Raw genomic sequence first — 23,562 nt, forward strand, 5'->3', positions numbered from 1 at the left:
CCTGTGCGTTCCCGGGAACCGGAGGCGGCGCGCGCCCGACTACCTGTGCCGGGCCACGAGGGTGGCCCACGGCCGGCGGACCGGCCGGAGCGTCACAGTGGTAGGGGAGAAGACCCATGCGCCCAAGGAAGTGGTGCGGACTCGCGATGGTCGTCGCGCTGACCGCCACGGCGTGCAGCGGAGGCGGCGGCGAGCGCGGCACGGCAGCGGACGTCGGCCCGCCGGGCCGCGACGGCTTCCCCGTGAAGGTCGCCGACTGCAAGGGCGTCGAGACCACCTTCGCCGCCCCGCCGCACAAGATCGTCACCAGCAACGCCGCCGCCCTGGAGATGCTGCTGCGGCTGGGCGTCGGCGACCGCGTCATCGGCACCGGATTCCCGCCCGGCAAGGGGACCCTGCCGGGCGACCTCGGCGCCCGGGCCGCCAAGGTGCCGGTGCTCGGGAAGGCCGTCATCCCGAAGGAGAAGCTGCTGGGCTCCGGCGCCGACCTCTACATCGACACCTTCGCCTCCATGGGCGGGATGGGTGGGATGGGTGGGATGGGCGACGCCCCGACGGAGGAGGAGTTCGCGGCGGCCGGCATCCGCCACATCTACCTGGCGTCCACCGCCTGCGCCTCCATGGCCAAGGGGCCGCAGCGCGACCTGTCCGGCGTCGAGGGCGACCTCACCCGGCTGGGCGCCGTCACCGGCACCGCGCAGCGGGCCCGGGAACTCGTCGCCGGCATGCGGGCCAAGGTCGCCGCCGTCCGCACCGCGCTGGCGGACGTCCCGGAGGGCAAGCGCCCCGGCTACTTCTTCTTCGACTTCGACGCCGGGACCAAGCAGCCGATGGCCCTGTGCGGCAAGCAGGTCGCCAACGCGGTGCTCACCCAGGCCGGCGCCCGCAACGTCTTCGCCGACTGCGACGGGGACTTCAAGCCGGTCTCCTGGGAGGACGTGGTCGCCAAGAACCCCGACTGGATCCAGCTGGGCATCCGCGACCGCGGCGACGCGGCGGCCAACGCGCAGGCGTACGACCAGGCCGCCCAGTTCCTGCGGACCTTCCCCGCGACCAAGGACCTGGCGGCCGTCCGCGACGGCAGGTTCCTGCGCATCGGCTCCGAGCGCACCACCCTCCCCGGCACCCGCACCGCGGACACCGTCGAGGAGATCGCGCACACCCTGTACCCCGCGCGCTTCAAGGCGGCGCGCTAGTGGGGGAACGGGCTCACACCGCACGCACCGGAGCCCTGGCCCTGCTCCTCGCCGTCGCCCTGCTCGCGGCGCTGACCGCCGCGGTGTCCCTGGGCGCCACCGACATCCCGCCCGGACACGTCTGGTCGGTGGTCCTGCGCCGGCTCGAAGGGGCCCCGCCCCGGCCCGGCACCGACGAGCTGATCGTGTGGCAACTCCGGGTGCCCAGGGCCCTGTTGGCGGCCTGCGTCGGTGCCGGCCTCGGCCTGGTCGGCACCGCCACCCAGGCCCTGGTGCGCAATCCGCTCGCCGACCCGTACCTGCTCGGCATCTCCAACGGCGCCTCGCTCGGCGCGGTCGCCGCGATCGTGCTGGGCGCGGGCGCCGGCGGGGTGCTGGGGCTCGGCATGTCGGCGGCGGCCTTCGCCGGGGCGCTCGCCGCCTTCGCCCTGGTGTGGGCGATGGCGCGCCGGGGCGGCGGATTCTCGCCGCTGCGGCTGGTGCTGGCCGGGGTGGGCATCGGCCAGTTCCTGTCCGGCTTCACCAGCTACCTCGTCCTCCAGGCCGGCGACGAACAGCAGACCCGCGGCGTGCTGTTCTGGCTCATGGGCAGCCTGAGCGGGGCCACCTGGGGCACGCTGTGGCTCCCGGCGCTCGCGGTCGCGGCCGGTCTGCTGGTGCTCCAGGCCCGTGCCCGCGCGATGAACGCACTGCTCATCGGCGATGAGACGGCGGCCGGGCTGGGCGTGGACGTGGTCCGGCTGCGCCGCGAACTGTTCGTGGTGACGAGCCTGCTGACCGGCGTCCTCGTCGCGGTCTCCGGCGCCATCGCCTTCGTCGGCCTGATGGTGCCGCACCTGTGCCGGCTGGTCCTCGGCGGCGACCACCGCCGTCTGCTGCCGCTGGCCGCGCTCACCGGGGCGCTGCTCCTGGTGGTGGTCGACGTGGTCTGCCGCACGGCCATGGACGGCCAGGAACTGCCCGTGGGGGTCGTCACCGCCATGATCGGCGCGCCGGCCCTGCTGTTCGTGCTGGACCGGCGGCTGGGAGCGGAGCGATGAGGATCGACATCGAGGAGCTGCGGGTCAGCTACGACGGGCGGGACGTGGTCGCCGGGGTCCACCTCATGGCGGCGCCCGGGGAGATCGTGGGGCTGGTCGGCCCCAACGGCAGCGGCAAGTCCACCGTCCTGCGGACCGTCTACCGCCATCTGCGACCCACCGCGGGCCGGGTCCTGCTCGCCGGCACCGACCTGCGCACCCTGTCCCCGGGACGGGCCGCCCGGCACATCGCGGCCCTGCCGCAGGAGCGCGCCGCCGACTTCGAGCTGACGGTCCATGAGGTGGTGGCGATGGGCCGGACGCCCTACAAACGGGCCTTCGCCGGCGAGGACCGCGCCGACCGGGAGACGGTGGCCGGTGCGCTCGCCGCGGTCGGCATGGCCGGCCAGGGCACCCGCCGGTTCACCGCCCTCTCCGGCGGCGAGCGGCAACGGGTCCTGCTGGCCCGGGCGTTCGCCCAGGAACCGGACGTCCTGGTCCTGGACGAGCCCACCAACCACCTCGACGTCCGGCACCAGGTCGAGCTGCTCGCCCTGCTCCGCGACCGGGCCCGGACCACTCTGATCTCGCTGCACGACCTGAACGCCGCGGCCTCGCTCTGCGACCGGCTGCACGTGCTGCACGCCGGGGGCCTGGTGGCCTCCGGCCCGCCCCGTACGGTGCTGACGCCGGAGCTGCTGGGAGAGGTCTTCGGTGTCCGAGCCGCGGTGACCGAACACCCGCTGACCGGCGACCCGTTGATCGCCTTCGATCACCGGCAGGCGCTTCCCTGACCGGCCCAGCGGGCCCGGTCGGCGCCCCGGCGGGAGAGACCCGCGGGGCCGCCGGCCGGGCCCGCACCCGCACGGCCCCTCGGGGACCCCACCGGTGCGGGCCCGGCCCCCGCGCTCATTCCGCCGGGGCCCCGGCCGCCGCGAAGTGGCTCGGCCGTCCCCGCCGCACGACCAGGCGCCCCCGCCGCTCGGCGTCCGCCCGGTGCAGCAACTCCCGCCGCCCGTCGGGGTGTTCCAGTACGCACCCGTGCCAGGGCGTCAACCACACGTCCGGGGCGTCCAGCAGCCGGATGCCGGACTTCGCCGACCCCCGCGGCTGCGGATGGATGGACAGCCGCACCGCCCCCGGGTGGTACCCATCGATCAGCTCGCCCCAGGCCCGACTCCGCCGGATCACGTCGTAGGCCCGGGCCCGGCACTCGCGCTGGAGCGCCGAACGGGTGCCGGGGTACGCCTGGAGGTCGGTGTCCTCGAAGAGGAAACGGGTGATCCCCTGGTACAGCCGACGGGCCGACTCGTCGGCCCGGGTCTCGGCCCGCAGCGCCGCCAGCGCCGGCGCGTGCTCCGCCTCGATCCTGGCCCGCTTCTCGGCGTACGGCAGGTCGCCGTAGGCCGCTCGGAGGTCGAAGACGCTCAGCCGGTCCGCGAGCCCCTCCTCGTGGATCAGCGCCCGCAGGCCGTCCCCGTAGGCGTCGACGGTGGCGTCCGGTACCCGGATGAGGTCGCTGAAGACGTGACCGTCCGAGCAGATCGCCACCCGCGCACCGGGCGGGTACACCGCCGCGATGCGGGCGCACAACCGGTCCAGGAAGCGCAGCGCGAGCCGCTCGCCCTCGTCCGGGAGGGGGCCCAGCACCTTCGCGGGATGGGGGGACTTGCAGGGGAACCCCGGCAGGGTGAACAGCACCGGCCGGCCCGCCGCGACCCAGTGGGACAGCTGCCGCAGCTGGTGGGGGAAGGCGTCCGGGGCGTCCCCGTGGGCCGCGTCCAGGGTGCGCCGGTGGGGGAGGAGGACGCGGAGGATCTCCTCGCAGCGGGAGCGGGTGAGCGGGGCCGGTGCGGAGGCGGGGGCGGTGGCGGGGACGTGGGGATCGGTGCGGGGGGCGGTGGCGGTGGGCGGGGTCAGCATGCCGCACCCGATGCGTCTGCGGCGTCCGTGGCGGCTGCGGCGTTCGACGGCTGGCCGGCGCGGGCCGCGGCCATCGGGCAGCCGGCGGCGTACCGCCCCGGGGCCGCGGACCCCGTTCCGTACGTCACCGGAAGGCTGTTCACCCCGCGGCCCAACACCGCGGGGACCCAGGGGAGTTCGTCCTCGGGCACGGCCAGGCGGAGGTCGGGTAGCCGGCGCACCAGCGTGCCCAGCGCGATCTGCAGCTCGGCGCGGGCGAGCGCCGCCCCCGGACAGAAGTGGATGCCCTGGCCGAAGGCGAGGTGCGGGTTGGGCGAGCGGTCGAAGTCGAGGGTGTCGGCGTCGGCGAAGCGCCGGGGGTCGCGGTTGGCCGCCCACAGCGAGACGATCACCGAGTCGCCGGCCGGGATCCGGCTCCCGTGCAACTCGCTGTCCTCGGCGAAGAACCGCCAGGTCGTCAGCTCGAAGGCGGCGTCGTGGCGGAGCAGTTCCTCGACGGCACGCGGCAGCAGCCCGGGGCGGGCCGCGAGCGCGGCGAGATGGTCGGGGTGGCGCAGCAGAGTGACCAGCGCGGTGGTGATCTGGTTGGTGACCGGCTCCTGCCCCGCGACCAGCAACTGGAAGAGCATCGAGTCCAGTTCCTCCGGCGTCAGCCCGCCCGCGTCCCGGGCGGCCACCAGCCGGGACAGCAGGTCCCCGCCCGGCGCGTGCCGTTTGTGGACGACCAGATCGGCGATGTACTGCTGGAGGCCGCGCAGTCGCGCCTCGTAGGCCGGCCGGCCCGGATCCGCGGGACCGACCGGCTGCACCACCTTCCCCCAGTCGCGGTCGAAGCGGTCCGCGAACTCCTCCGGCAGGCCGATCACTTCGGCCAGCACCCGGAACGGGAAGTGCGCCGCGAAGTCCGCCACGAGGTCTGCCCGGCCGGCGTCGGCGAACCGGTCCAGCAGCGCGTCGGCCATCTCCTGGAAGCGCGGGCGCAGCGCCTCGACCCGCTGCGGGGCGAAGGCATCGGTGACCATCCGCCGCATCGCGGTGTGCCGGGGCGGGTCCTGGTGCAGCAGGTGCACCTGGAGCTGGGAGTGCTGCGGCTCGGGCATGATCGAGGCGCGCGCCCGCCAGGCCGCGTTGCCGCGCGAGTGGTGTTTGCCCAGGCGGGGATCGGTCAGCGCCTGCTGCGCCGCGTCGTACCCGGTGACGAGCCAGGCGCACACTCCGCTGGGGAAGCGGACGCGGTGGACGGGCCCGCGGGCCCGCAGCTCGGCATAGAGGGGAGCGGGGTCGCGCTTGTAGTCGGCGCCGTACAGCTCGACGGGCTCCATGGCGGCTGCGGTTATCGGATCGGCGGTGTCGGACGAGGGGGTGGGGCGGTGCATGGGGTCTCCTCGGCGAGGGGGGTGGGGCGGGAAGCAGGGGGGCGGGGCCGTGGCCCCTTCGTGCGGGCGCCGTCGCACGGCGGTGTCCGGCTCACACGGCGATCTCCGGTCGGTAGTGGTCGAGCCACAGCGCGAGGTCCACCACCCGCTCCAACCGCAACCGGTGGCCCCACTCCAGCCGCTCCGGTTCGGTCGTCAGGCAGGACCCGACGACCCGCTCGTCGACCAGGTCGCGCACCCGCCCGCCGGCCGCGTCCAGCGCCTCGCGGGCCAGCTTCTGCAACCCGCGGTTGTAGTCAGGGTGATGGGTGGCCGGATAGTGGTTCTCGGCTCGCCACAGCACGGACGGCGGGGCGAGCCCGGCGCCCACGGCACGCAGCAGGCTCTTCTCCCGGCCGTCGTGCGTCTGCAGCTCCCAGGGCGTGTTGAACGCGTACTCGACCAGCCGGTGGTCGCAGTACGGCACCCGCACCTCAAGGCCCTGCGCGTCCACCCGCGGGGCGCGGTCGGGGTGCGCGAACAGTGCCTTGGGCTCCGAGCCGAAGACCAGTCCGCCGTCCGGCGTCCGGGCGTAGTACAGCGGTTTGACGCCCATCCGGTCCCGCACCAGCAGCAGGCGCCGCGCCCGCGCGTCCCACACCGCGAACGCGTACATGCCCTCCAGGTGCCCGGCCAGCCCGGCGCCCCACTCCTGGTATCCCCGCAGCACCACCTCGGTGTCGCTGCGGGTGGCGAACTCCCGCCCAAGGGCGCGGAGTTCGACCCGGAGCTGGTGGTGGTTGTAGACCTCGCCGCTGTAGCTGAGGACGATCGCGTCGGGGGCGGCGGGACGCCCGGCCGCCGGTGGCGCGTCGCCGGCGCCGGCTGTCATCGGCTGTGCGCCGCCGTCGACGTCGAGCACCGCGAGCCGCCGGTGCCCGATCGCGGCGTGCGGGCCGCGCCAGACGCCCGCGCCGTCGGGCCCGCGCGGGGCCAGGGCGGCGGTCATCCGCTCGATGACGTCGGGCCGGTGCCCGGGGGCCTCGCCGAACGAGATCCAGCCGGTGATGCCACACATGGGGGTGCCCTTCTGGGGAGATGGGGGAGGGGCCTACGAGGACAGGCCCTGGGCCGGGGGCGGTGCCGGTGTGCGCCGCGCCGGCCGGCGGGTCAGCAGCAGCGCCGCCAGCAGCGCCGCCGCGGTGGCCAGCGCCGGCCCGGTGCGGGTGCCGCCCAGGCCCGCCAGGGCGGTGGCGGCGGCCGGGCCCAGCGTGAAGCCGGCGCTCCGGGCGAGTTGCACGGTCGAGCCGGCGGTGGCCGTCCGCTCCGGCCCCGCAGCGTCGAACACCATCAGCTGGGCGGGCCCGCCGTACAGCCCCATGCCGAGCCCCGCCACCGCCAGGCGCCAGCCGACCTGGAGCGGTGGCCAGGAACCCGCCGTGGCGAGCAGGCCGAAGCCCACGGCGACCAGCACCGCGCCGACCACCGCCACCGGTCGGGCCCGGTAGCGGTCGGCGAGACGCCCGCCCACCGGGCCCGCCACCGCCATCGCGGCGGGAAAGGCGAGCAGCGCCAGTCCGGTGGCCGAGGCCGAGACGCCCTCCGCGCGCTGGAGGTGCACCGCCAGCAGGAAGTGCACCGCCGCGAAGGCCGCCGCCAGGGCGAGCACGGCGCCGTGGATCCCGCCGGTGCCGGACTCCCGCAGCACGTCGCGCACGCGCCGCCCGCCCGCACCCCGCGCCCACACCGCGCCCGGCACCAGTGCGCTCGCGCACAGCCCGGACCGACCCACCCCCGGTCCGGCAGCGTCAGCCCGAGCAGCAGGAGCCCGACGGCGCAGCCGGCCAGGGCGGCGTCCCGGCACTCCGCCCGGCCCGGCGCCGCCGGCCGCCCACCCGGGGCGAGCCCGCGCCGGGCCAGCCACCAGGCCGCCGCGCACACCGGCAGCTTCACCAGCAGCACGGCCCGCCAGCCCCAGTGGTCCAGCAGCACCCCGCCCAGCGCCGGGCCGGTGACGGCGCCGAGCGGCCCGAGCGTGGCCGGTACGCTCATCGCCCGCCCGCGCAGTTCCGGGCGCACCGCGCGGACCGCCAGCAGCGGCATGAACACGAACAGCACCGCGCCGCACGCCCCTTGGAGCAGCCGCGCGACCAACAGCACCGAGACGACCGGCGCGCTCGCCGCCGCCGCGCCGCACAGCCCGAAGCCGGCCAGCGCGCCGAGCACCACCGGGCGCAGCGGGGCCCGGTCGAGCCACCGCCCGGCCGGCAACAGCAGGGCCACCACCGGCAGTTGATAGGCCAGCGCCGCCCATTGCGCGACGGAGACCGGGACGTCGAAGCCGGCGGCGATGTCGGGCACCGCCACCGTCACCACGCTCATGTCGAACATGGCCAGGAATGCGCAGATCCCGGCGACGGCGACCAGCCCCCACCGCTCCTGATGTGCTTCTGCCCGGTCCCGTGGCACCGGCCCGTCCTCTCCTCGTCCCGCCGCACCGGTCCGGCACGGCGGCGTCTGAGAGGTCGGGCGAAGGGCGGCCCCAGTTCCCGACGAAGCGCGAAAAATTCCCGGGCCCGGGTGGCGGTGCGCCGAAGTGGGCGGCGGCGCAAACCCAGTTAGTCGGTCCGCGAGGGCGTCAGGTTCCGGCGCGCGGACGGGACGAACCTCACGTGCCGAACGGCCCCTGATCGTCCGTTCGCCCCCGCGCCCACCTGCCACGATGACGCGATGACCACCCCCGCGACCTCCGCACCAGACCGCGGCCGGCGCCTCCGGCCGCCGGTTTCCGTCCTCCCGCTCCGGCTGCTGCCGGCCCGCTCGGTCCTCGGCTTCCTCGCGCTGCTGGCGCTGCTGTTCGTCCTCGCCTACGCGGTGGGCGGCGCCGTCGGGCCGGTGGCCCCCGGCCTCCGGCCCGACGACCGCCCCGGGACCACCGAGCCGGCCGGCGACTCCGGTGGGATGCCCGGCATGGCGGGCATGACCGCGCTGGGAGCACGGCGATGACCCGGCACGGCCACGGGGCGCGCGCCGCGTCGGACGCCGCCGCGACCCCCGCGCCGGGCGCCGACCGCCTCACCACGCTCGCCATCGGCGGGATGAGCTGCGCCGCGTGCGTGGGCCGGGTGGAACGGAAGCTCGGCCGGCTGGACGGCGTCACCGCGTCGGTCAACCTCGCCACCGAGCGGGCCCGGATCAGCCACCCGGCGTCCCTCTCCGTCGACGACCTGATCGCCACCGTCGAGGCCGCCGGGTTCACCGCCTTCGCACCGGACCCGGACGAGCCCGGCCGGTCCACCACCGGGAACGGCCCTGCCGGCGACCCCGCCGACGGTCCCGACGGCGACCCCGTCGACGCCCGCGCCGAACGCCGCCGGCTGCTGCTGACCGCGCTGCTCTCCCTGCCCGTACTGGCCCTGTCGATGGTGCCCGGCTGGCAGTTCCGCAACTGGCAGTGGCTCTGCTTCGTGCTCGCCGCCCCGGTCGCCGTGTGGGGCGCGGCCCCCTTCCACGCCCGTGCGGCGCGCGGCCTCCGGCACGGCGCCGCGACCATGGACACCCTGGTGTCCCTCGGCGTCGTCGCGTCGTTCGGCTGGTCCGGCTATGCGCTGTTCCTCGGCGGGGCCGGCACGCCCGGCATGACGATGCCGTTCAGCCTGCTCCCCGCGGCCGGTGACGGCACCGCCCACCTCTACCTGGAAGCCGCCGTCGGCGTGCCGTTGTTCGTGCTGGCCGGGCGGCGGATGGAGGCCCGGGCCCGGCGCGGCACCGGCGCCGCCCTGCGCTCCCTGGCGGAGCTCGCCGCCAAGGAGGTGTCGGTGCGCGGCGCGGACGGCGCCGAACGCCGCCTGCCGATCGGCCTGTTGCAGGTCGGCGACCGGTTCCTGGTCCGGCCCGGCGAACGGGTGGCCACCGACGGCACCGTCGTCTCGGGCAGCTCGGCCCTGGACCTCTCCCTGATCAGCGGCGAGAGCCATCCGGTCGAGGTCGGACCGGGCTCCGAGGCGGTCGGCGGCGCGGTCAACTCCGGCGGACTGCTGGAGATACGCGCCGACGCGGTGGGCGGCGACACCCAACTCGCCCGGATCACCCGGCTCGTGGAGGACGCCCAGACCGGCAAGACCCGGGCCCAGCGGCTCGCGGACGCGGTGGCGGCGGTCTTCGTCCCCGCCGTCCTGACCATCGCGGTCACCGTCCTGGGATTCTGGCTCGGCGCCGGGGCCGACCCGCAGGCCGCGGTCACCGCGGCGGTCGCCGTGCTCGTCGTCGCCTGCCCGTGCGCGCTGGGCCTGGCGACCCCGACCGCGCTGCTGGCCGCCACCGGCCGCGGCGCCCAGCTCGGGATCCTGGTCAGCGGCCCGCGGGCACTGGAACGCCTGCGCCGCATCGACACCGTCGTCCTCGACAAGACCGGGACCCTCACCACCGGCCGGATGGCCGTCACCGCCTTCACGGCCCGCCCGGACGGCCCCGACCCGGACGAGGTGCTGCGGCTCGCCGCCACCGTGGAGCAGGGCTCCGAGCACCCCGTGGCCCGCGCCGTCCTCACCTACGCCCGCGAGCACGGGAGCGATGCGCCGCTCGAACCGGCCGCCGCGGTGGTCGACTTCACCGCGACACCGGGCCTGGGCGTCCGGGGGGTGATCGACGGACGCACGGTCACCGTGGTCCGCCCGCCCGACGACCCCGACGAACTGCCCGCCGCACTGGCGGACGCGGTCCGCGCCGCCGAGGCCGCCGGGCACACCGCGGTCCTGGTCACCGTCGACGGCGCCCCGGCGGCGGTCCTCGCCCTCGGCGACACCCTGCGCCCCGACGGCTACCGCGCCGTCGACCACCTGCGCCGGCTGGGCCTGCGGCCGGTGCTGGCCACCGGGGACCGCGCGGCCACCGCCCGTGCGGTGGCCCGGCAGCTCGCCATCACCGAGGTGCACGCCCAGGCCAGCCCGCAGGACAAGGCCGCGCTGGTCGCGACGTTGCGGGAGCAGGGCGGCCGGGTCGCGGTGGTCGGCGACGGGGTCAACGACGCGGCGGCCCTGGCCCGCGCCGACCTCGGCGTCGCCATGGGCAGCGGCACCGACGCGGCGATCGGCGCCGCCGACGTCACGCTCGTCCGCGAGGACCTCCAGGCCATCGCCGACGCCGTCCGCCTCGCCCGCCGCACCCTGGGAACCATCCGCGGCAACCTCCTCTGGGCCTTCGGCTACAACCTCGTCACCGTGCCGCTGGCCGCCGTCGGGCTGCTCAACCCGATGCTGGCCGCGGCGGCCATGTCCGCCAGCTCCCTCCTGGTCGTCGGCAACAGCCTGCGGCTCCGCGCCTGGCAACCACCGGGCGCCGGCCGCACCTCCCGCCGCCGTCCGCACGCACCGCGCTCCGGCGCCAACCCGCCCCGGTCCCGGGGCACTCGGGAATCCGTATGAACCGCTCACGCCTCGCCGCCGGTGCCGTGCCGTTGGTCACCTGCCTGGCGACCCTCGGCGCCCTCACCGCCTGGACCGTCACCGGCAACGCCGGCACGCCCGCCCGGCTGACCGCCGCCGAGGGCCGGGTGCTGATCCCCGGCGGGAACGACGCCACCGCGGCGTTCTTCACGATCCGCAACGCCGGCACCGCGAACGACGTGCTGACCGGCGTCACCGGACCGCCCGGTCACCGCACCATGCTCAGCCGGGACGTCGAAGTCGGCCGCAACGCCCGGTCCATGGCCATGGTCCAGGGCGCCACCGTCCCCGCCCGCGGCGCGCTCACCATGACGCCGACCACCCTCGACATCATGATCAGCCCGCCGCCCCGGCTGGCCCCCGGCGACCGCCTCACCTTCACCCTGCACTTCCGGGACAGTCCGCCGCTGGTCGTCACCGCCCGGGCGGTACGCCCCGGCCAGTAGGGACGGGGGCGTGGCGTCCCGCCACCGGGGCTCACGGGCCGGCCACCGCCTGCCCATGAGCCCCAGCGGCCCGCCGCGCCCGGCCGGTCAGGCCACCGCGGCGGTGAGCCGGCGCGGTCGCAGCTCAGCCGGCCCCGGTCTGTGGTGCGGTGCGCCGCGCGGGGCGGGGTCCGCCGCCCGCTGCCGGCCCACCCCGTCGGCAGGCACCACGGCCCCGGCTTCCGCCTCGGCCCCGGTTTCCGCCTCCGCCAGCAGGGCGATCAGCGCCTCCCGGGCCCGGGCCACCCGCGAGCGCACCGTCCCCACCGGACAGCCCATCACCCCGGCCGCCGCCGCGTACGACAGCCCCAGCAGCTGCGTGAGCACGAACGCCTCCCGCCGCTGCGGCGTCAGGGCCGCCAGCAACTCGGCGAGCGCGATGCCCTCCTCGAAGCCCGGCACCCCGCGCGGCTGGACCCGCTCGGCGGCGGACTGCCAGTCGTCGGTCGCCGACAGCCGGGGGCGCACCGCGTGGGTGCGGATCCGGTCCGCCACCACCCGCCGGGCGATCGTCAGCAGCCAGGTCCGCGCCGACGACCGGCCCTCGAACCGCGGCAGCCCCCGCAGCGCCCGCACATAGGTGTCCTGCACCAGGTCGTCGGCCGCCTGGGCCTCCCCGCTGAGGTGCGTCACATACCGCCGCACATCGAGTTGGGTGGCCCGTACGAACTGCTCGACGGCCCGTTCGTCGCCGTCCCGGGCGGCCAGCGCCCAGGCCGTGACCCTCTCGTCGTCACGCATTCACAACCACCCCTCGCCGGTCCGGACCAATTCGGGGAGACTGGGCGCATGCTCTGCTCGCGCATTCGTACGGCACTTTCCGCCCGCCTCGACGGCGAGGCGCTGCCCCCGGGGCTGACCGTCCACCATCTCGACGACCACCTCGCGGGCTGCCGCGACTGCCGCCGGTGGGAGGCCAGGGCGCGAGCGCTGACCACGGCCCTCGGCGACGCCACCGCGCACGAGGACGAGGCGGCCCCGGCCGCCGTCGAGGCGCTGCTCGCCGGCCTCCGGACGGGGCGACGGGCGGGCTGAACTGCCGGGGAGCGCCGGGCGTCCGCCGCGGCCCTCCCTCTGGCGGGAATCGGACGCGGGCGGCGGCGCCACCGGCATCCGGACAGGATTCATCATCGGGAGTCCTTCGGAGTCCTTCGCGTGATCCGGCCACCGCGCCACGGCGCGGACGACCGGTGAAGTCGCAGCCGGAACACCGGGCACGGGGCAGTGGCCCGCGGTGCCCGTCCGTCGTTCCGGCTCGGGAATTCGACCGTGCTGTCAGCCGACAGCCGGCTCACGCGGGGGACCCCGCAAGGACATCGCATGCGCCAGCAGCAGCTGCCGCACCGCGCACCGCGGCTCCTGCCGGGCGGGGCGCGGGACCGGACGGGACACCGGCAGCACCGCCCGCAGCACCAGCAGCAGGGGCGCGAACAGCCAGGCGGACACGCTCCGTACGAGCCGGAACGCCGCCCGCTCGCCGCCCCACAGCCACCACGCGCTGAGCAGGGCGACCAACAGGTGCGCCGCGAGCATGCCGCCGGCGCTGCCGTGCATGCCCATGGCGGACATATCGGTATGTGCCGTGCCCAGATGGGACATCGCGCCGTGCGACAGGCCCGTGCCGCCCATGCCGGCCGAGGGGTCCATCGAACCCATCGAACCCATCGAACCCATGGAGCCCATCGACCCGGTCGCGTCCGGCTGCCCCATCGGGGTCTGCGCCCGCGCCGCGTCGATCTCCTGGAGCGACAGCCCCTGGGCGCCGCAGAGCCAGGTGTTCGCCCACGCGCGGGCGAGGGCGGCCCGGTCCGTGCCGGCGCCGGCCATCGCCTGCCCCAGGGAGAACGCGCTGTGCAGGGCGGCCTGGGTACCGACGGTCAGCAATCCCACCAGTACGGGGCCGCGTTCGCGTGCGGCGAAGCACCAGGCCCCGGCCGCGGTCGTCAGACCGGCCGCGAGCAGCATCCAGCCGGGCACCGCGGCATCCGACATCACCGCGTGCCCGAGCGCAGCCAGGAGCACGCAGACCGCCGCGAACACCGCGGCGCGCAGCCCCCTGAGAACGTGCCCCGCATCCATGACAGGCCCCATCGTCGCACCTCGCCCCCGGAAGGGAGCCGGGAGGTCCGCAAGTGGCGCACTTCGGGGCGCCGGCGCCGCTACCCGGCGTCGTTCGCCGACCGCGCCGCCTCGGCCTCCCCCGCCGTCCGCTGGAGCGACTTGAGCAGGGCCCGCGGGTCGCCGCCGGGCTCGACCGCGGCACCGATCCGCCGCCGCAGGGCGTCCCGGACCTTCGGCCGGGTGCTCCTCCCGACGGGCTGGAACTCGGCGTCGGGCATCTGGTCGATGAACTCCCGCAGGGCGCGTCCGGACCGCTGCGCCCGCAGGCGCTCGGAGCCGGCGGCGCCGCGCCCCCGTCCTTCATGGGGAAGGCGGCGTGCGCGTACGGGACGCGGGCCCGGTCGGCCGCATCGAGGAGCATCGGGTGGGCCAGCAGCATCCCCACGTCTCCCTTCAGGAAGGCGGCGTACGCGGGGGTGCGGCTGAAGCGGGCCGGTGCGCGCGGTAGAGCCGACCGGCCTCGGCGTAGTCGGCGAAGACGTAGGACTGCGCGATGTCACGGGGCGGGCGCCGGCGCCGGGCTGTCGGGGGCGCCGGACCGATGTCGGGCCCGGCGCCCCGCCGCACGGAGCGCCGGGTGCCGGTCAGGAATCCGCGGCCAGGCCCTCCCAGCGGTCGGCCAGCGACGTCAGCAGATGCATCACATCGGCGCGCTGCCCCGCGCCGTAGGGCGCCAACAGCCGCTCGTCCAGCTGCCGGGTCCGCTCGCGCGCCGCGTGCAGCGTCCGCTCGCCCTCCTCGGTCAGGAACAGCAGCTTGCGGCGGCCGTCGGCGGTGTCGGTGCGGCGGACTATCAGCCCCCGGCCCTCCAGCCGCCGGGCCACGTCCGCCATCGTGGAGGTGTCCAGCGCCACCGCCGACGCCATCGACCGCTGATCCCGTCCAGGCGTCGCGTCCACCGCGGTCAGCACCGCGAACTGCGGCCCGGTCAGCGTCGGATCGACCGCGCGCACCCACACGGCCAGATACGCCTGGTAGAGCCGGCGCACCTGATAGCCGGGCGCCGCCGTCAGGGCGTGCGGGATCGCCACACCGGCTTCGGCGGTGCGGGGAGCCTCGGGGGATCCGGGAGCGGAGGATGTGGTCTCGTCAGCCATGGGGCAACTCAATCACGGTGCGCGGGGACGGTTCCCGCGGGCGGCCCGTCCCGCTCACCCCACCATGGGGCGCAGCGCCGCACGCAGTGCGGCCCGTGCGGCCGGCGGGTTGTCCCAGAAGAGCATGTGGCCGGCGTCCGGGACCGCGGTCACCGCGGCCGACGGCAGCGACGCCCGCGCCTCCTGCGCCCCGGCCGCGGTGACCACCGGGCTCTGCGCGCCGTACAGCAGCGCCGTGCGGCCGGTGACCGCGGGCCACCAGGCGAAGAAGTCCTCGGTCTCGAAACCGCGGTGGGTGGCGGCGATCGCCCGCCGGTCGCAGCTGGACAACCACCGTGCCCGCAACTCCTGTTCCCGACGCGGCCACCGCGGCCACGACCGGGCGACCTCCTCGGCGTCCGTGCCCCGCTCGGCCTCCGCCAACTGCCCCAGGAACGCCGCCAGCGTGGTGGGGTACGGGCCGCGGCCCGGCCCGCTCATCGGGGGATCGGCCAGCACGCTGCCGCCGATCGCGACCCTGCCGCGGGCCGCGACCACCGCCGCGATCCGCGCGCCCATGGAGTGCCCGAACAGCAGCGGCCGGGCCAGCCCGAGCCCCTCGATCACCGCCTCGGTGTCCTCGGCGTAGACCTCCAGCCGGTAGCCGCGCCCGTCGCCGTCGCCGTCGCCGTCGCCGTCGTCCGACGGGCCGTCGGCGCTCCCGTCCGACAGCCCGCGCCCGCGCACGTCGAGCACCAACGGCCGTACCAGATCGGTGAGTTCCCGCACCACGAAGTCCATGGTGACGGCCGGGCTGGTGATGCCCGGCAGGACCACCAGGGCGGGCCCGTCCCCGCCGTAGTCCAGGACGTGCAGCCGGGTGGCCCCCGAGCGCACCCATCGGCTGGTGGCCGGCACGTCGGCCAGGTCCGCCAGCGCGGACTGGAGAACGGACCGGCCGGACGCGGCGGGCCGCCGGGACTCCGGGGCCTGCTCGCGTGCCCCGTACTCCCCGTGTTCTCCGTACTTCCCGTACTGCTGGTAGTCCTCGTGCTGCCGGTACTGAGGCATGACGGTCACCTTCCTGATGGCGCAAGGGGGAGGGGCGGGAGGCGCGGCGGGCGACGGGCACGGCGGATGCGGCGGTCGTGGCCGCTCAGTCGCCCGCCGGCCCGCCCAGATAGCCGATCGCGTCCTCCAGCGCGATGACATCGCCGTACTTGGCCTGGATGTCGAAGAGGGCGGCGTCGTGCGGGCCCGCCGCCCGGTCCCCGACGCACTCCCGCGGCACCAGCACCGGGAACCCGGACTGCACCGCGTCGACCGCGGTGGCCCGTACGCAGCCGCTGGTGGTCGCGCCGCACACCACCGCGGTGTCGCAGCCCAGCCCGGTCAGGGTGGCGGCCAACGGGGTGCCGAAGAACGCCGAGGCGCCCTTCTTGACCACCAGCGGATCGCTCTCCCGCCGCGGCAGTCGCGGATCGAGGGCGACCGCCTCGCCGCCCTCCAACAGGGTGCCCAGGCCCGGCGCCTTGCGCAGCCAGGTGATGTGGTCACCGGCCACCTCGGCGGAGGTGTAGGCGATCGCGGTGAACAGGACCGGGACGCCGGCGGGCCGGCCCGCCTCGATCAGCCGGGCGGTTGCCGCGACGACCTCGGTCAGATCGGCACCGGTCGGGAACCGGTCCTCGGTGAACCCCCGGGTCAGATCGACGACGATGAGCGCCGGCCGCCGACCGCGACGCACCGGGGCGCCGAAGCCGGCCCGTTCGTAGGTCCGGTCGGTGGCCGTCCCGTAGTGGCTCATGCCCGCCCCCGGTGCAGTGTCCGCAGCTCCCGCCGCATCCCCGCGAGCCGCCCCAGCAACCAGCCCTCGCCCACCCCGACCGCGAACGCGACGGCCAACGGGCCGTACTTGGCCAGCACGGGCCTGAGGGCGGGTCCGAAGACGACCGAGAGCCCGTCAAGATCCGCTCCGGCAGCGGTGGTTGGCGCAGGTGCCGGCACCGGACCGGCCGGCGCCGCTGTCGTCACCGGCGTCGTCGTCGCGGTGCCGCCCCGTTCGGCCGCCAGCAACCCGCCCAGGTTCCGGGCGAACTGCTCCAGGATCCGCGTCGAGACGGTGCCGATCGCGCCCTTGCCGAACTGGGCCAGCTTGCCCCGGATCACCAGATCCGTCACCAGCTCCAGCCGCGCTCCCTCCGGTGCCTCGGTGACGGTCAGCGTCACCTCCGCCTCCGCGTCGCCGTTGCCGTGGGCGTCCGCGCCGCGGGCCTGCACCCGCAGCCGCCGGCGGTCGGCGTCGGTCTCCAGGAACCGCACCGTGCCGGCGTACGCGGCCGTGATCGGCCCGACCTTGACCCGCACCCGCCCCTGCCAGGCATCGCCGTCCCGGCCGTCCAGCACCGCGCCCGGCATGCAGGACGCCACCCGCTGCACGTCGTTGACCAGGGCGAACACCGCATCCGGCGCGGCGTTCACCGGCACCGTGTTGCTGAGCTGCATCACTTCTCCTTCCGGGCGTCGGGCCGGGCCGCCCGCCGGGCCGCGGCGCACTGTTCGATCGCCTCCACGATGGGCTGGTAGCCGGTGCACCGGCACAGGTTGGCGGCGACCGCCTCGCGGATCTGCTCCCGGTCGGCGTCCGGCCGCTCGGCGAGGAAACCCTCGGCGAGCATCAGGAACCCGGGCGTGCAGAAGCCGCACTGCAGGGCGTGCCGCTCCCGGAACGCGCGCTGCAGATCGCCGAGTTCGTCGGGCCGGCCGCAGGACCCCGCCGACAGCGATTCGACGGTGCGGATCCGGGCCCCCTCCGCCTGCGCGGCGAACATCAGGCAGGCCCGCACCGGCCGGTCGTCGACCAGGACCGTGCAGGCGCCGCAGATGCCGTGCTCGCAGCCGACGTGGGTGCCGGTCAGCCGCAGTTCGTGGCGGAGCACGTCCACCAGCGTGCGGCGCGGCTCGGTGATCACCTCGTGCCGCTCCCCGTTCACGTCGAGGACCATCAGCTGGAGCTCCGGCGCCTCCGGGGCGGGGGCGTCGGCGGCGGGGGCGTCGGTCGGCCGGGAGTGCGTGGTCATCGGGTGCTCTCCTGGTAGTGCCGGCGGTGCAGCGCGCGGTGCACCGTCTCGGGGGTGATCGGGGTGTCGTCCAGTTCCACGCCGGTGGGGCGCAGGGCGTCGTTGACGGCGTTGAGCACGGCCGCGGGGGCGCCGATCGTGCCGCCCTCGCCCGCGCCCTTCGCGCCGGTCTCGGTGAACGCGCACGGCGTCTGGAGATGGTGGATCGCCACGTCGGGGATCTCGTGCGCGGTGGGCACCTTGTAGTCCATGAAGCTGGTCGCCGACGGCTCGCCCTGGGCGTCGTAGGTCACCCGCTCGAACAGCGCCCCGGCGATGCCCTGGGCGATCCCGCCCCGGCACTGGCCCTCCACCACCTGCGGGTTGATGGCCACCCCGCAGTCCTCGACGCAGACGTAGCGCAGGATCTCCACCCGGCCGGTGTCGGGGGCGAGTTCGACGACGGTGCCGTGTGTGGCGTTGGAGAACGTGCCGTCGTTGAAGACGTCGAACGACGCCGTGGCGGTGAGCCCCGGCTCGATGTCCTTGGGCAGCAGATCGGCTCGTAGATAGGCGAGTTCGGCCAGTTCGACGTAGCCGATCGCGGTGTCGGGATCGTCCCGGCGGAACACCTCGCCGCGGCCGAGGGCGGTCCGGTCCACGGGAACGTCCCAGCGGGCCGCGGCGAGCGCGCGCAGCTTGTCGCCGAGCCGCCCGGCGGCCAGCCGTACGGCGCTGCCGCCGATCGCGACCGAACGGCTGGCGAAGGTGCCCCAGCCGTAGGGGACCCGATCGGTGTCCCCCTGGTGCAGCCGCACCTTGTCGAGGTCCAGGCCGAGTTCGTCCGCGACGATCTGCGCCAGGGTCGTCTCGTGGCTCTGCCCATGGCTCATCGTCCCGGTGGTGACGGTCACCGCCCCGCTGGGATCCATCCGCGCCTCGGAGAGGTCGAAGCCGGGGACGACCGCCATCTTCCGCTGCGCGAAGGCGGCGGAGCCGTAGCCGGTCCGCTCGCTGAAGCAGGCGTATCCGATCCCCACGTGGCGGCCCTCGGCACGGGCCGTGCGCTGCCTGTCGTACCAGCCCTCCGCGCGCAGCGTCCGCTCGCACAGGTCCAGCGACTCCCGGTAGGAGCCGGGGTCGTAGGTGATGCCGTTGACGCCGGTGTAGGGGAAGGAGGTGATGAGGTTGCGGCGGCGGATCTCCACCGGGTCGAGGTCCAGTTCCCGGGCGGCGCGCTCGAACAGCCGCTCCATGACCATCACGTACTGCGGGCGGCTGACCCCGCGGTACGGGGCGGAGGGCGCCTTGTTGGTGGCGACCGCCCGGCCGCGCACCCGATAGGCGGGCACGGTGTAGACCCCCGGCATCTCCGCGGCGGCCATCAGCGGTTCGATGCCCGCGGTGAACGGATAGCAGGAGTAGGCGCCCATGTCGCACACCACGTCCGCGTCCAGCGCCAGGATCCGGCCGTTCGCGTCGAAGGCGGCCCGCACGTCGTAGTGCTGCTCGCGGGCGAGGAACGACGCCGACAGCGCGTCCTTGCGGTCCTCGATCCACTTCACCGGGCGCCGCAGCCGGAGCGCGGCCGCCGCCGCGGCGATCTCCTCCCGCCCCACCACGCACTTCAACCCGAAGCCGCCGCCCATGTCGGGCACCACCACCCGCACCGCCCGCTCGGCCAGTCGCAGGCACCGGGACGCCACCGTCCGCACCTGGTGCGGGACCTGGGTGCAGGTGTGGAGGACCAGCTGCTCCTCCCGGTCGTCCCAGTGCGCCACCGCGCCCCGGGTCTCCAGCGGCAGGGCGTTCTGCCGGCCGGTGCGGGCCTCCACCCGGACCACGCGGTCGGCGGCGGCGAAGACTTCGTCGATGCCGTCGGTGGCGAACAGCTCCACGTCCACCAGGGTGTTGCGGGCGGCCTCGGCGTGGACCAGCGGAGCGCCGTCGGCCAGCGCCGCCGCCTCGCTCGTCACCGGGGGGCGGACGGCGTAGCGGACCCGGGCGGCCTCGATCCCGTCCTCGGCGGCATAGGCGTCGCGGGCGACCACGATCGCGACCGGCTCGCCGACGTACCGCACCCGGTCGCGGGCCAGTACCGGCATCGCCGTGGTGACGAACTCCTGTGGCGGACGGTCGAGTCGGGCGATGATGTCGCCCGCCTTCAGGTCCTCCGCGGTGAACGCGGCGACCACCCCCGGCACCGCGCGCACCGCGCTCAGATCGATCGCGGTGATCTCGCCGTGCGCGACCGTGCTGCGGACGAACTGCGCGTGCAGCATGCCCGGCAGCGCGATGTCGTCGACGAACCGCCCGCGCCCGGTCAGCAGCCGGGGGTCCTCCCGCCGCGGCACGGACCGCCCGATCAGCCGCCCCTCGCCCTGCCGCGCACCGTTCTCGCCCCGGGTCATCGCCGCCCCGCCTCCCGCCGCTCCGTCGCTTCCGCCGCCTCCGCGCAGGCCCGCTCGACCAGGGCCCGGACGAGCTGCCGCCGGTAGGCCGTGCTGCCGCCCGCGTCGTCCGGTGGATCGACGGCCGCGGCCGCCACCGCCGCGCACTCGGCGAATGATCCGCCGCCGGCCAGCACCGCCTCCGCCGCCGGCACCCGGACCGGCACCGGCGCCACCCCGCCGAGCCCCACCCGGCCGCCGCGCACCCGCCCTCCGTCGATGTCGAGGTCCACGACCGCCGACACGAGCGCGAAGTCCCCCTTGCGCTCGGCGAATTCGGTGAGCGCGGCGTGCGGTGCGGGCCGCGGGAAGACGATCTCGGTGAGCAGCTCGTCGGGCTCCAGAACGCTGGTGTACGGGCCGACGAAGAACTCCTCGGCCGGGACCCGGCGTTGCCCGCCGGGGCCGGCGACGCGCAGCCGGGCGCCGAGGGCGACCGCGAGCAGGCACCACTCGGCGGTCGCGTCGGCGTGCGCGACGCTGCCGCCGACCGTGCCGCGGGTCCGGATCGGCAGATGGCCGATCCAGCCCATGGCCCGGCGCAGCACCGCGAACCCGGTGCCCAACACCTCGTCGGGGGCGGTCTCCACGGTGTGATGGGTCGTCAGTGCGCCGATGTGCAGGGCGCCGTCGGGCCCGGCGCCGAGGTGGTCGAGTGCGCGCAGGGCGCCGATGTCGACGAGGTGACTCGGCCGGGCCAGTCGGAAGTTCATCATCGCGACCAGGCTCTGCCCGCCGGCGATGACCTTGGCGTCCTCGCCCAGTTCGGCCAGCAACTGGGTGGTGCCGTGGACGTCGCGGGCCCGGTGGTAGCGGAAGGGGGCGGGTTTCATGGGCTTCCTGTTCGTGTCGTCGGGCCGGTTCCCGGCGGGGCCCGGGCCGGGCGCGTCCGGTGCGGTGGGGCCTCAGCGGGCGAACGGATAGGAGAACGCCACCTGGTCGGGGTCGTTGAGCGGGGTCCCGCGCCACAGCCAGTCGTAGGAGAGGTCCGACTCGCCGTCGAAGCGGCGCAGTTGCGCGTCCCGGGCCCGCTGCTCGGGGCCGTCGGGGAAGTGGTAGAAGGTCTTGTTCTGCAAGGACGCCTCCTGCACCATCCCGGCGTGCTTGGCGCGCCGGTCGACGTACCGGCGCAGCGCCTGCGGCACCCCGGAGGCGGTGACCGCCCCCAGCTCCTCGGCCAGCACCGCGGCGTCCTCCATGGCCTGCGAGGCGCCCTGCGCCTGGTAGGGGAGCATGGCGTGGCAGGCGTCGCCGAGCAGCGCCACGTGCCCGTCCGTCCAGACCGGGTCCCGCCGCCGGTGGTACAGGGCGAAGCAGCCGACGTCCTCCTTGGCCTTGGACAGCATCGCCGGCACCCGGTCGTCCCAGCCGGGGAAGGCGTCCACCAGGTCCTGCGGGGTGGCGGGCACCGTCCACTTCTCGGCGACCTCGTCGGTGCACGGCACACAGGCCACCACGTTCAGATACGCGCCGCCGCGGATCAGGTAGTGGACGAGGTGCCGTTCCGGCCCGTACCAGATGGTGCTCTGGAAGCGGTCCACCAGCCAGCGGGTGGCCGGGTCGGCGGCGATCAGCTCGCCCGGGATCAGGGCCCGGTAGGCCATCTCCCCGGAGAACAGCAGGGTGTCCGGCGCCCCGATCAGCTCCCGCACCCGCGAGCGGACGCCGTCCGCGCCGATCAGCACGTCGCCGGCGAACCGCCGCCCGTCGTCGGTGACCGCCACCGGCCGCTCGGGCCGGGCGCGGTCCAGCTCGACCACCCGGCTCGCGGTGTGGATCGTCACGACCGGGCCCGGACCGGTCGGATCGAGACAGGCCGCCATGAGCACCTGGTGCAGATCGGCGCGGTGGTAGTGCCAGTACGGGGCGTCGAACCGGTCCTTGCACGCCTGGCCGAGCGGCGTGAGCGCCACCACCCGGCCGTCCTGCCAGCGCCGCCGCACCTGGTCGAGCGGTTCGGTGTGGATCGCCTCCAACTGCCGGCGCAGCCCCAGCCCGAGCAGGATCCGGCTGGCGTTGGGCGCGGTCTGGATGCCGGCGCCGACCTCGCCGAGCAGCGGCGCCTGCTCCAGGACGGTGACCCGCAGCCCGCGCTGGCGCAGCGCCAGCGCCGCGGTCAGGCCGCCGAGACCGCCGCCGGTGATGGTGACTTCGTAGGACTGACTGGGCACCATGCTTCCTCCAGGACGTTCCGCACGGACACGAGGGGACGGGACGCGGCGGCCGGTCAGCCGTCGGCGGGCCGGGCGTCGTCGACGAGCCGGCCGTCCACCACCACCTCCGTCCCGTCGACCGTCACCGAGCAGCCGCGCATGGCGATGTCGAGGTGGGCGTAGGACTCGCGGCCCAGTACGGGGTGCGGGCCCGTCGACCACAGGAAGTTGCCGGCGAAGGCCCGGGCGTCCATGCCCATCAGCTCGTCCTTGCCGTACATGGCGGTGGCGAACCAGTCGGCGGTCCGCATCAGCCCCCAGCCCAGGTGCGACAGGCTGCGCGCCCAGGTGTCCCGGGAGTCCTCGAAGAACGTGGCGAGCAGGTCGGCGTCGGCGCCGCCGCTGACCTTCTCGATGTGGCCGCCGGCGATCCGCAGTGTCACCGGCTCCCGGACGTACTCCTTGAACGGCAGCAGGATGTCGCCCGGGGCCAGCACGATCTGCCCGTCGGAGAACTCCGGCCAGCACAGCACCATGGTGCTCGGCCAGTGGTCCCACCGGCCCGGATCGTCGGCGAAGCCGCACTGGAACTCCGGCTTGGAGCCGCTGAGTTGGACGGTCAGGTCGGTGCCGGCGGCGGAGCGCACCCGCATCCGCGACGACCGCCGGAGCAGCTCGACGCCGCGCAGCACCTCGGCCTTGTCCTCCTCCTTGGGGAGGTTGCGGATCAGCACCTCGGGGGCGTCGCAGACGAAGAGGATGCGGGTGCCGGTCCGGAGGATCTCCTGTTGGACCGGGGCGTGGATGAAGCCCTCGCGGGTGAGATCGACCACCAGGTCCGCCGATTTGAGCAGGTCCTGGGCGGTGGTGTCGTTGAGGACGGAGGTCAGCCCGGGGCCGGCGCCGGTGTGCGTGCTGGGCATCGGCGCGGGCGTGCCACCGGGGACGGTCGCGGCGATGACATGCGCGCCGCACGCCTTGGCCGCGCCGAACGCCGCCGCGACGTAGTCGCCGCGACTGTCCGGCTCGGCCAGCACCACGACGTGTTCGTCGGCGCGCAGTTTGCACAGCCGCAGCTGGCGGGTGAAGACGTCGAGCAGATCGACGGACGAGAGGTCGAACACGGGGACCCTCCAGAAGACGCGTTCGGGGGCTGGGTGGTCGTCGGTGCGCGCGACGGGACGCTGCCGGCCCGTCGCCGTGGTCCTGTGGACATGCTCTGATCTGCGGTGATGCCATGCTGCTGGCATCCTGACGAAGATAATCCGAACACGTACTATC

At 75.5% G+C, this 23,562-nt stretch carries 23 protein-coding genes and 1 pseudogene; 7 read left to right on the plus strand and 17 right to left on the minus strand.

Translation table 11 applies throughout. The annotated features are described in order from the left end of the window. Positions 1-116 precede the first annotated feature (116 nt). Genes SNOUR_RS34000 through SNOUR_RS34010 form a run of 3 tightly spaced genes read left to right on the plus strand, consistent with a single transcriptional unit; the run spans position 117 to position 3,009 of the window. On the plus strand, positions 117-1,196 hold the full coding sequence (locus tag SNOUR_RS34000) for an ABC transporter substrate-binding protein (protein WP_312634380.1): 1,080 nt from the start codon (positions 117-119) through the stop codon (positions 1,194-1,196). Next, positions 1,196-2,236: a FecCD family ABC transporter permease gene (locus tag SNOUR_RS34005; RefSeq protein WP_067354760.1), complete on the plus strand. Its 1,041-nt coding sequence runs from the start codon at positions 1,196-1,198 to the stop codon at positions 2,234-2,236. The genes SNOUR_RS34000 and SNOUR_RS34005 overlap by 1 nt, the downstream gene beginning before the upstream one ends. Continuing rightward, on the plus strand, positions 2,233-3,009 hold the full coding sequence (locus SNOUR_RS34010; RefSeq protein ID WP_067354763.1) for an ABC transporter ATP-binding protein: 777 nt from the start codon (positions 2,233-2,235) through the stop codon (positions 3,007-3,009). The genes SNOUR_RS34005 and SNOUR_RS34010 overlap by 4 nt, the downstream gene beginning before the upstream one ends. A gap of 115 nt (positions 3,010-3,124) precedes the next feature. On the opposite strand, the gene SNOUR_RS34015 is transcribed toward SNOUR_RS34010, so the two are convergent. From SNOUR_RS34015 to SNOUR_RS48600, 5 genes and pseudogenes are all read right to left on the minus strand, one after another. Continuing rightward, positions 3,125-4,138 carry an L-tyrosine/L-tryptophan isonitrile synthase family protein gene (locus SNOUR_RS34015; protein WP_079143038.1) on the minus strand — a complete coding sequence of 338 codons (1,014 nt, stop codon included), beginning with the start codon at positions 4,136-4,138 and terminating at the stop codon, positions 3,125-3,127. Then, on the minus strand, positions 4,132-5,514 hold the full coding sequence (locus tag SNOUR_RS34020) for a cytochrome P450 family protein (RefSeq protein ID WP_067354765.1): 1,383 nt from the start codon (positions 5,512-5,514) through the stop codon (positions 4,132-4,134). The genes SNOUR_RS34015 and SNOUR_RS34020 overlap by 7 nt, the downstream gene beginning before the upstream one ends. 91 nt (positions 5,515-5,605) lie before the next feature. Continuing rightward, complete coding sequence (locus SNOUR_RS34025) at positions 5,606-6,571, minus strand: asparagine synthase-related protein (RefSeq protein WP_067354767.1); 966 nt, start codon at positions 6,569-6,571, stop codon at positions 5,606-5,608. Between the two features lie 33 nt (positions 6,572-6,604). Further along, complete coding sequence (locus SNOUR_RS48595) at positions 6,605-7,210, minus strand: MFS transporter (RefSeq protein ID WP_312634391.1); 606 nt, start codon at positions 7,208-7,210, stop codon at positions 6,605-6,607. Positions 7,211-7,425: 215 nt separating this feature from the next. Beyond that, positions 7,426-7,884, minus strand: a pseudogene (locus SNOUR_RS48600) (MFS transporter); the annotation flags it as partial. A 339-nt stretch (positions 7,885-8,223) separates the two neighbouring features. Between SNOUR_RS48600 and SNOUR_RS34035 the strand changes: the two are divergent. From SNOUR_RS34035 to SNOUR_RS34045, 3 genes are all read left to right on the plus strand, one after another. Beyond that, entirely contained in the window at positions 8,224-8,499 is a 276-nt protein-coding gene (locus tag SNOUR_RS34035) for a hypothetical protein (RefSeq protein WP_067354770.1), read from the plus strand. A gap of 92 nt (positions 8,500-8,591) precedes the next feature. Then, complete coding sequence (locus SNOUR_RS34040; RefSeq protein ID WP_067359007.1) at positions 8,592-10,916, plus strand: heavy metal translocating P-type ATPase; 2,325 nt, start codon at positions 8,592-8,594, stop codon at positions 10,914-10,916. Further along, positions 10,913-11,383 carry a copper chaperone PCu(A)C gene (locus SNOUR_RS34045; RefSeq protein WP_067354772.1) on the plus strand — a complete coding sequence of 157 codons (471 nt, stop codon included), beginning with the start codon at positions 10,913-10,915 and terminating at the stop codon, positions 11,381-11,383. The genes SNOUR_RS34040 and SNOUR_RS34045 overlap by 4 nt, the downstream gene beginning before the upstream one ends. Before the next feature lie 87 nt (positions 11,384-11,470). Here SNOUR_RS34045 and SNOUR_RS34050 read toward each other — a convergent pair whose 3' ends face one another. Then, on the minus strand, positions 11,471-12,163 hold the full coding sequence (locus SNOUR_RS34050) for a sigma-70 family RNA polymerase sigma factor (RefSeq protein WP_067354775.1): 693 nt from the start codon (positions 12,161-12,163) through the stop codon (positions 11,471-11,473). Between the two features lie 48 nt (positions 12,164-12,211). Between SNOUR_RS34050 and SNOUR_RS34055 the strand changes: the two genes are divergently transcribed. Beyond that, the gene (locus tag SNOUR_RS34055; RefSeq protein WP_067354778.1) at positions 12,212-12,457 is read left to right on the plus strand and encodes a zf-HC2 domain-containing protein; all 246 of its coding nucleotides are present in this window, start codon (positions 12,212-12,214) and stop codon (positions 12,455-12,457) included. Positions 12,458-12,697: 240 nt separating this feature from the next. Here the strand turns inward: SNOUR_RS34055 and SNOUR_RS34060 are convergent, their stop codons facing one another. The 11 genes from SNOUR_RS34060 to SNOUR_RS34110 all read right to left on the minus strand — a co-directional run bounded on the left by SNOUR_RS34060 (position 12,698) and on the right by SNOUR_RS34110 (position 23,405). Beyond that, a complete protein-coding gene (locus tag SNOUR_RS34060; RefSeq protein ID WP_079143040.1) occupies positions 12,698-13,513 on the minus strand; it encodes a PE-PGRS family protein in 816 nt (271 codons plus the stop codon). A 68-nt stretch (positions 13,514-13,581) separates the two neighbouring features. Then, positions 13,582-13,761 carry a hypothetical protein gene (locus SNOUR_RS34065; RefSeq protein ID WP_067354784.1) on the minus strand — a complete coding sequence of 60 codons (180 nt, stop codon included), beginning with the start codon at positions 13,759-13,761 and terminating at the stop codon, positions 13,582-13,584. Between the two features lie 366 nt (positions 13,762-14,127). After that, positions 14,128-14,640 (minus strand): MarR family winged helix-turn-helix transcriptional regulator, encoded by a 513-nt coding sequence (locus SNOUR_RS34070; RefSeq protein ID WP_067354785.1) that lies wholly within the window; start codon positions 14,638-14,640, stop codon positions 14,128-14,130. A gap of 54 nt (positions 14,641-14,694) precedes the next feature. Next, positions 14,695-15,690: an alpha/beta fold hydrolase gene (locus tag SNOUR_RS34075; protein ID WP_079143041.1), complete on the minus strand. Its 996-nt coding sequence runs from the start codon at positions 15,688-15,690 to the stop codon at positions 14,695-14,697. 85 nt (positions 15,691-15,775) lie between these two features. Beyond that, positions 15,776-16,426 (minus strand): isochorismatase family protein, encoded by a 651-nt coding sequence (locus SNOUR_RS34080; protein ID WP_067354787.1) that lies wholly within the window; start codon positions 16,424-16,426, stop codon positions 15,776-15,778. Next, positions 16,423-17,124 (minus strand): SRPBCC family protein, encoded by a 702-nt coding sequence (locus SNOUR_RS34085; RefSeq protein WP_067354790.1) that lies wholly within the window; start codon positions 17,122-17,124, stop codon positions 16,423-16,425. Before SNOUR_RS34085 ends, SNOUR_RS34080 begins: the two co-directional genes overlap by 4 nt. Next, positions 17,124-17,699 (minus strand): (2Fe-2S)-binding protein, encoded by a 576-nt coding sequence (locus SNOUR_RS34090; protein ID WP_079143042.1) that lies wholly within the window; start codon positions 17,697-17,699, stop codon positions 17,124-17,126. The genes SNOUR_RS34085 and SNOUR_RS34090 overlap by 1 nt, the downstream gene beginning before the upstream one ends. Then, entirely contained in the window at positions 17,696-20,089 is a 2,394-nt protein-coding gene (locus SNOUR_RS34095; RefSeq protein ID WP_067354798.1) for a xanthine dehydrogenase family protein molybdopterin-binding subunit, read from the minus strand. The genes SNOUR_RS34090 and SNOUR_RS34095 overlap by 4 nt, the downstream gene beginning before the upstream one ends. Then, positions 20,086-20,961 (minus strand): FAD binding domain-containing protein, encoded by an 876-nt coding sequence (locus SNOUR_RS34100; RefSeq protein ID WP_067354800.1) that lies wholly within the window; start codon positions 20,959-20,961, stop codon positions 20,086-20,088. Before SNOUR_RS34100 ends, SNOUR_RS34095 begins: the two co-directional genes overlap by 4 nt. A gap of 72 nt (positions 20,962-21,033) precedes the next feature. Next, on the minus strand, positions 21,034-22,302 hold the full coding sequence (locus tag SNOUR_RS34105; protein WP_067354802.1) for an FAD-dependent monooxygenase: 1,269 nt from the start codon (positions 22,300-22,302) through the stop codon (positions 21,034-21,036). A 53-nt stretch (positions 22,303-22,355) separates the two neighbouring features. Then, entirely contained in the window at positions 22,356-23,405 is a 1,050-nt protein-coding gene (locus SNOUR_RS34110) for a 2,5-dihydroxypyridine 5,6-dioxygenase NicX family protein (RefSeq protein WP_067354804.1), read from the minus strand. Between the last annotated feature and the right edge of the window lie 157 nt (positions 23,406-23,562).

This window comes from Streptomyces noursei ATCC 11455 (genome assembly GCF_001704275.1).
Taxonomy (GTDB): Bacteria; Actinomycetota; Actinomycetes; order Streptomycetales; family Streptomycetaceae; genus Streptomyces; species Streptomyces noursei.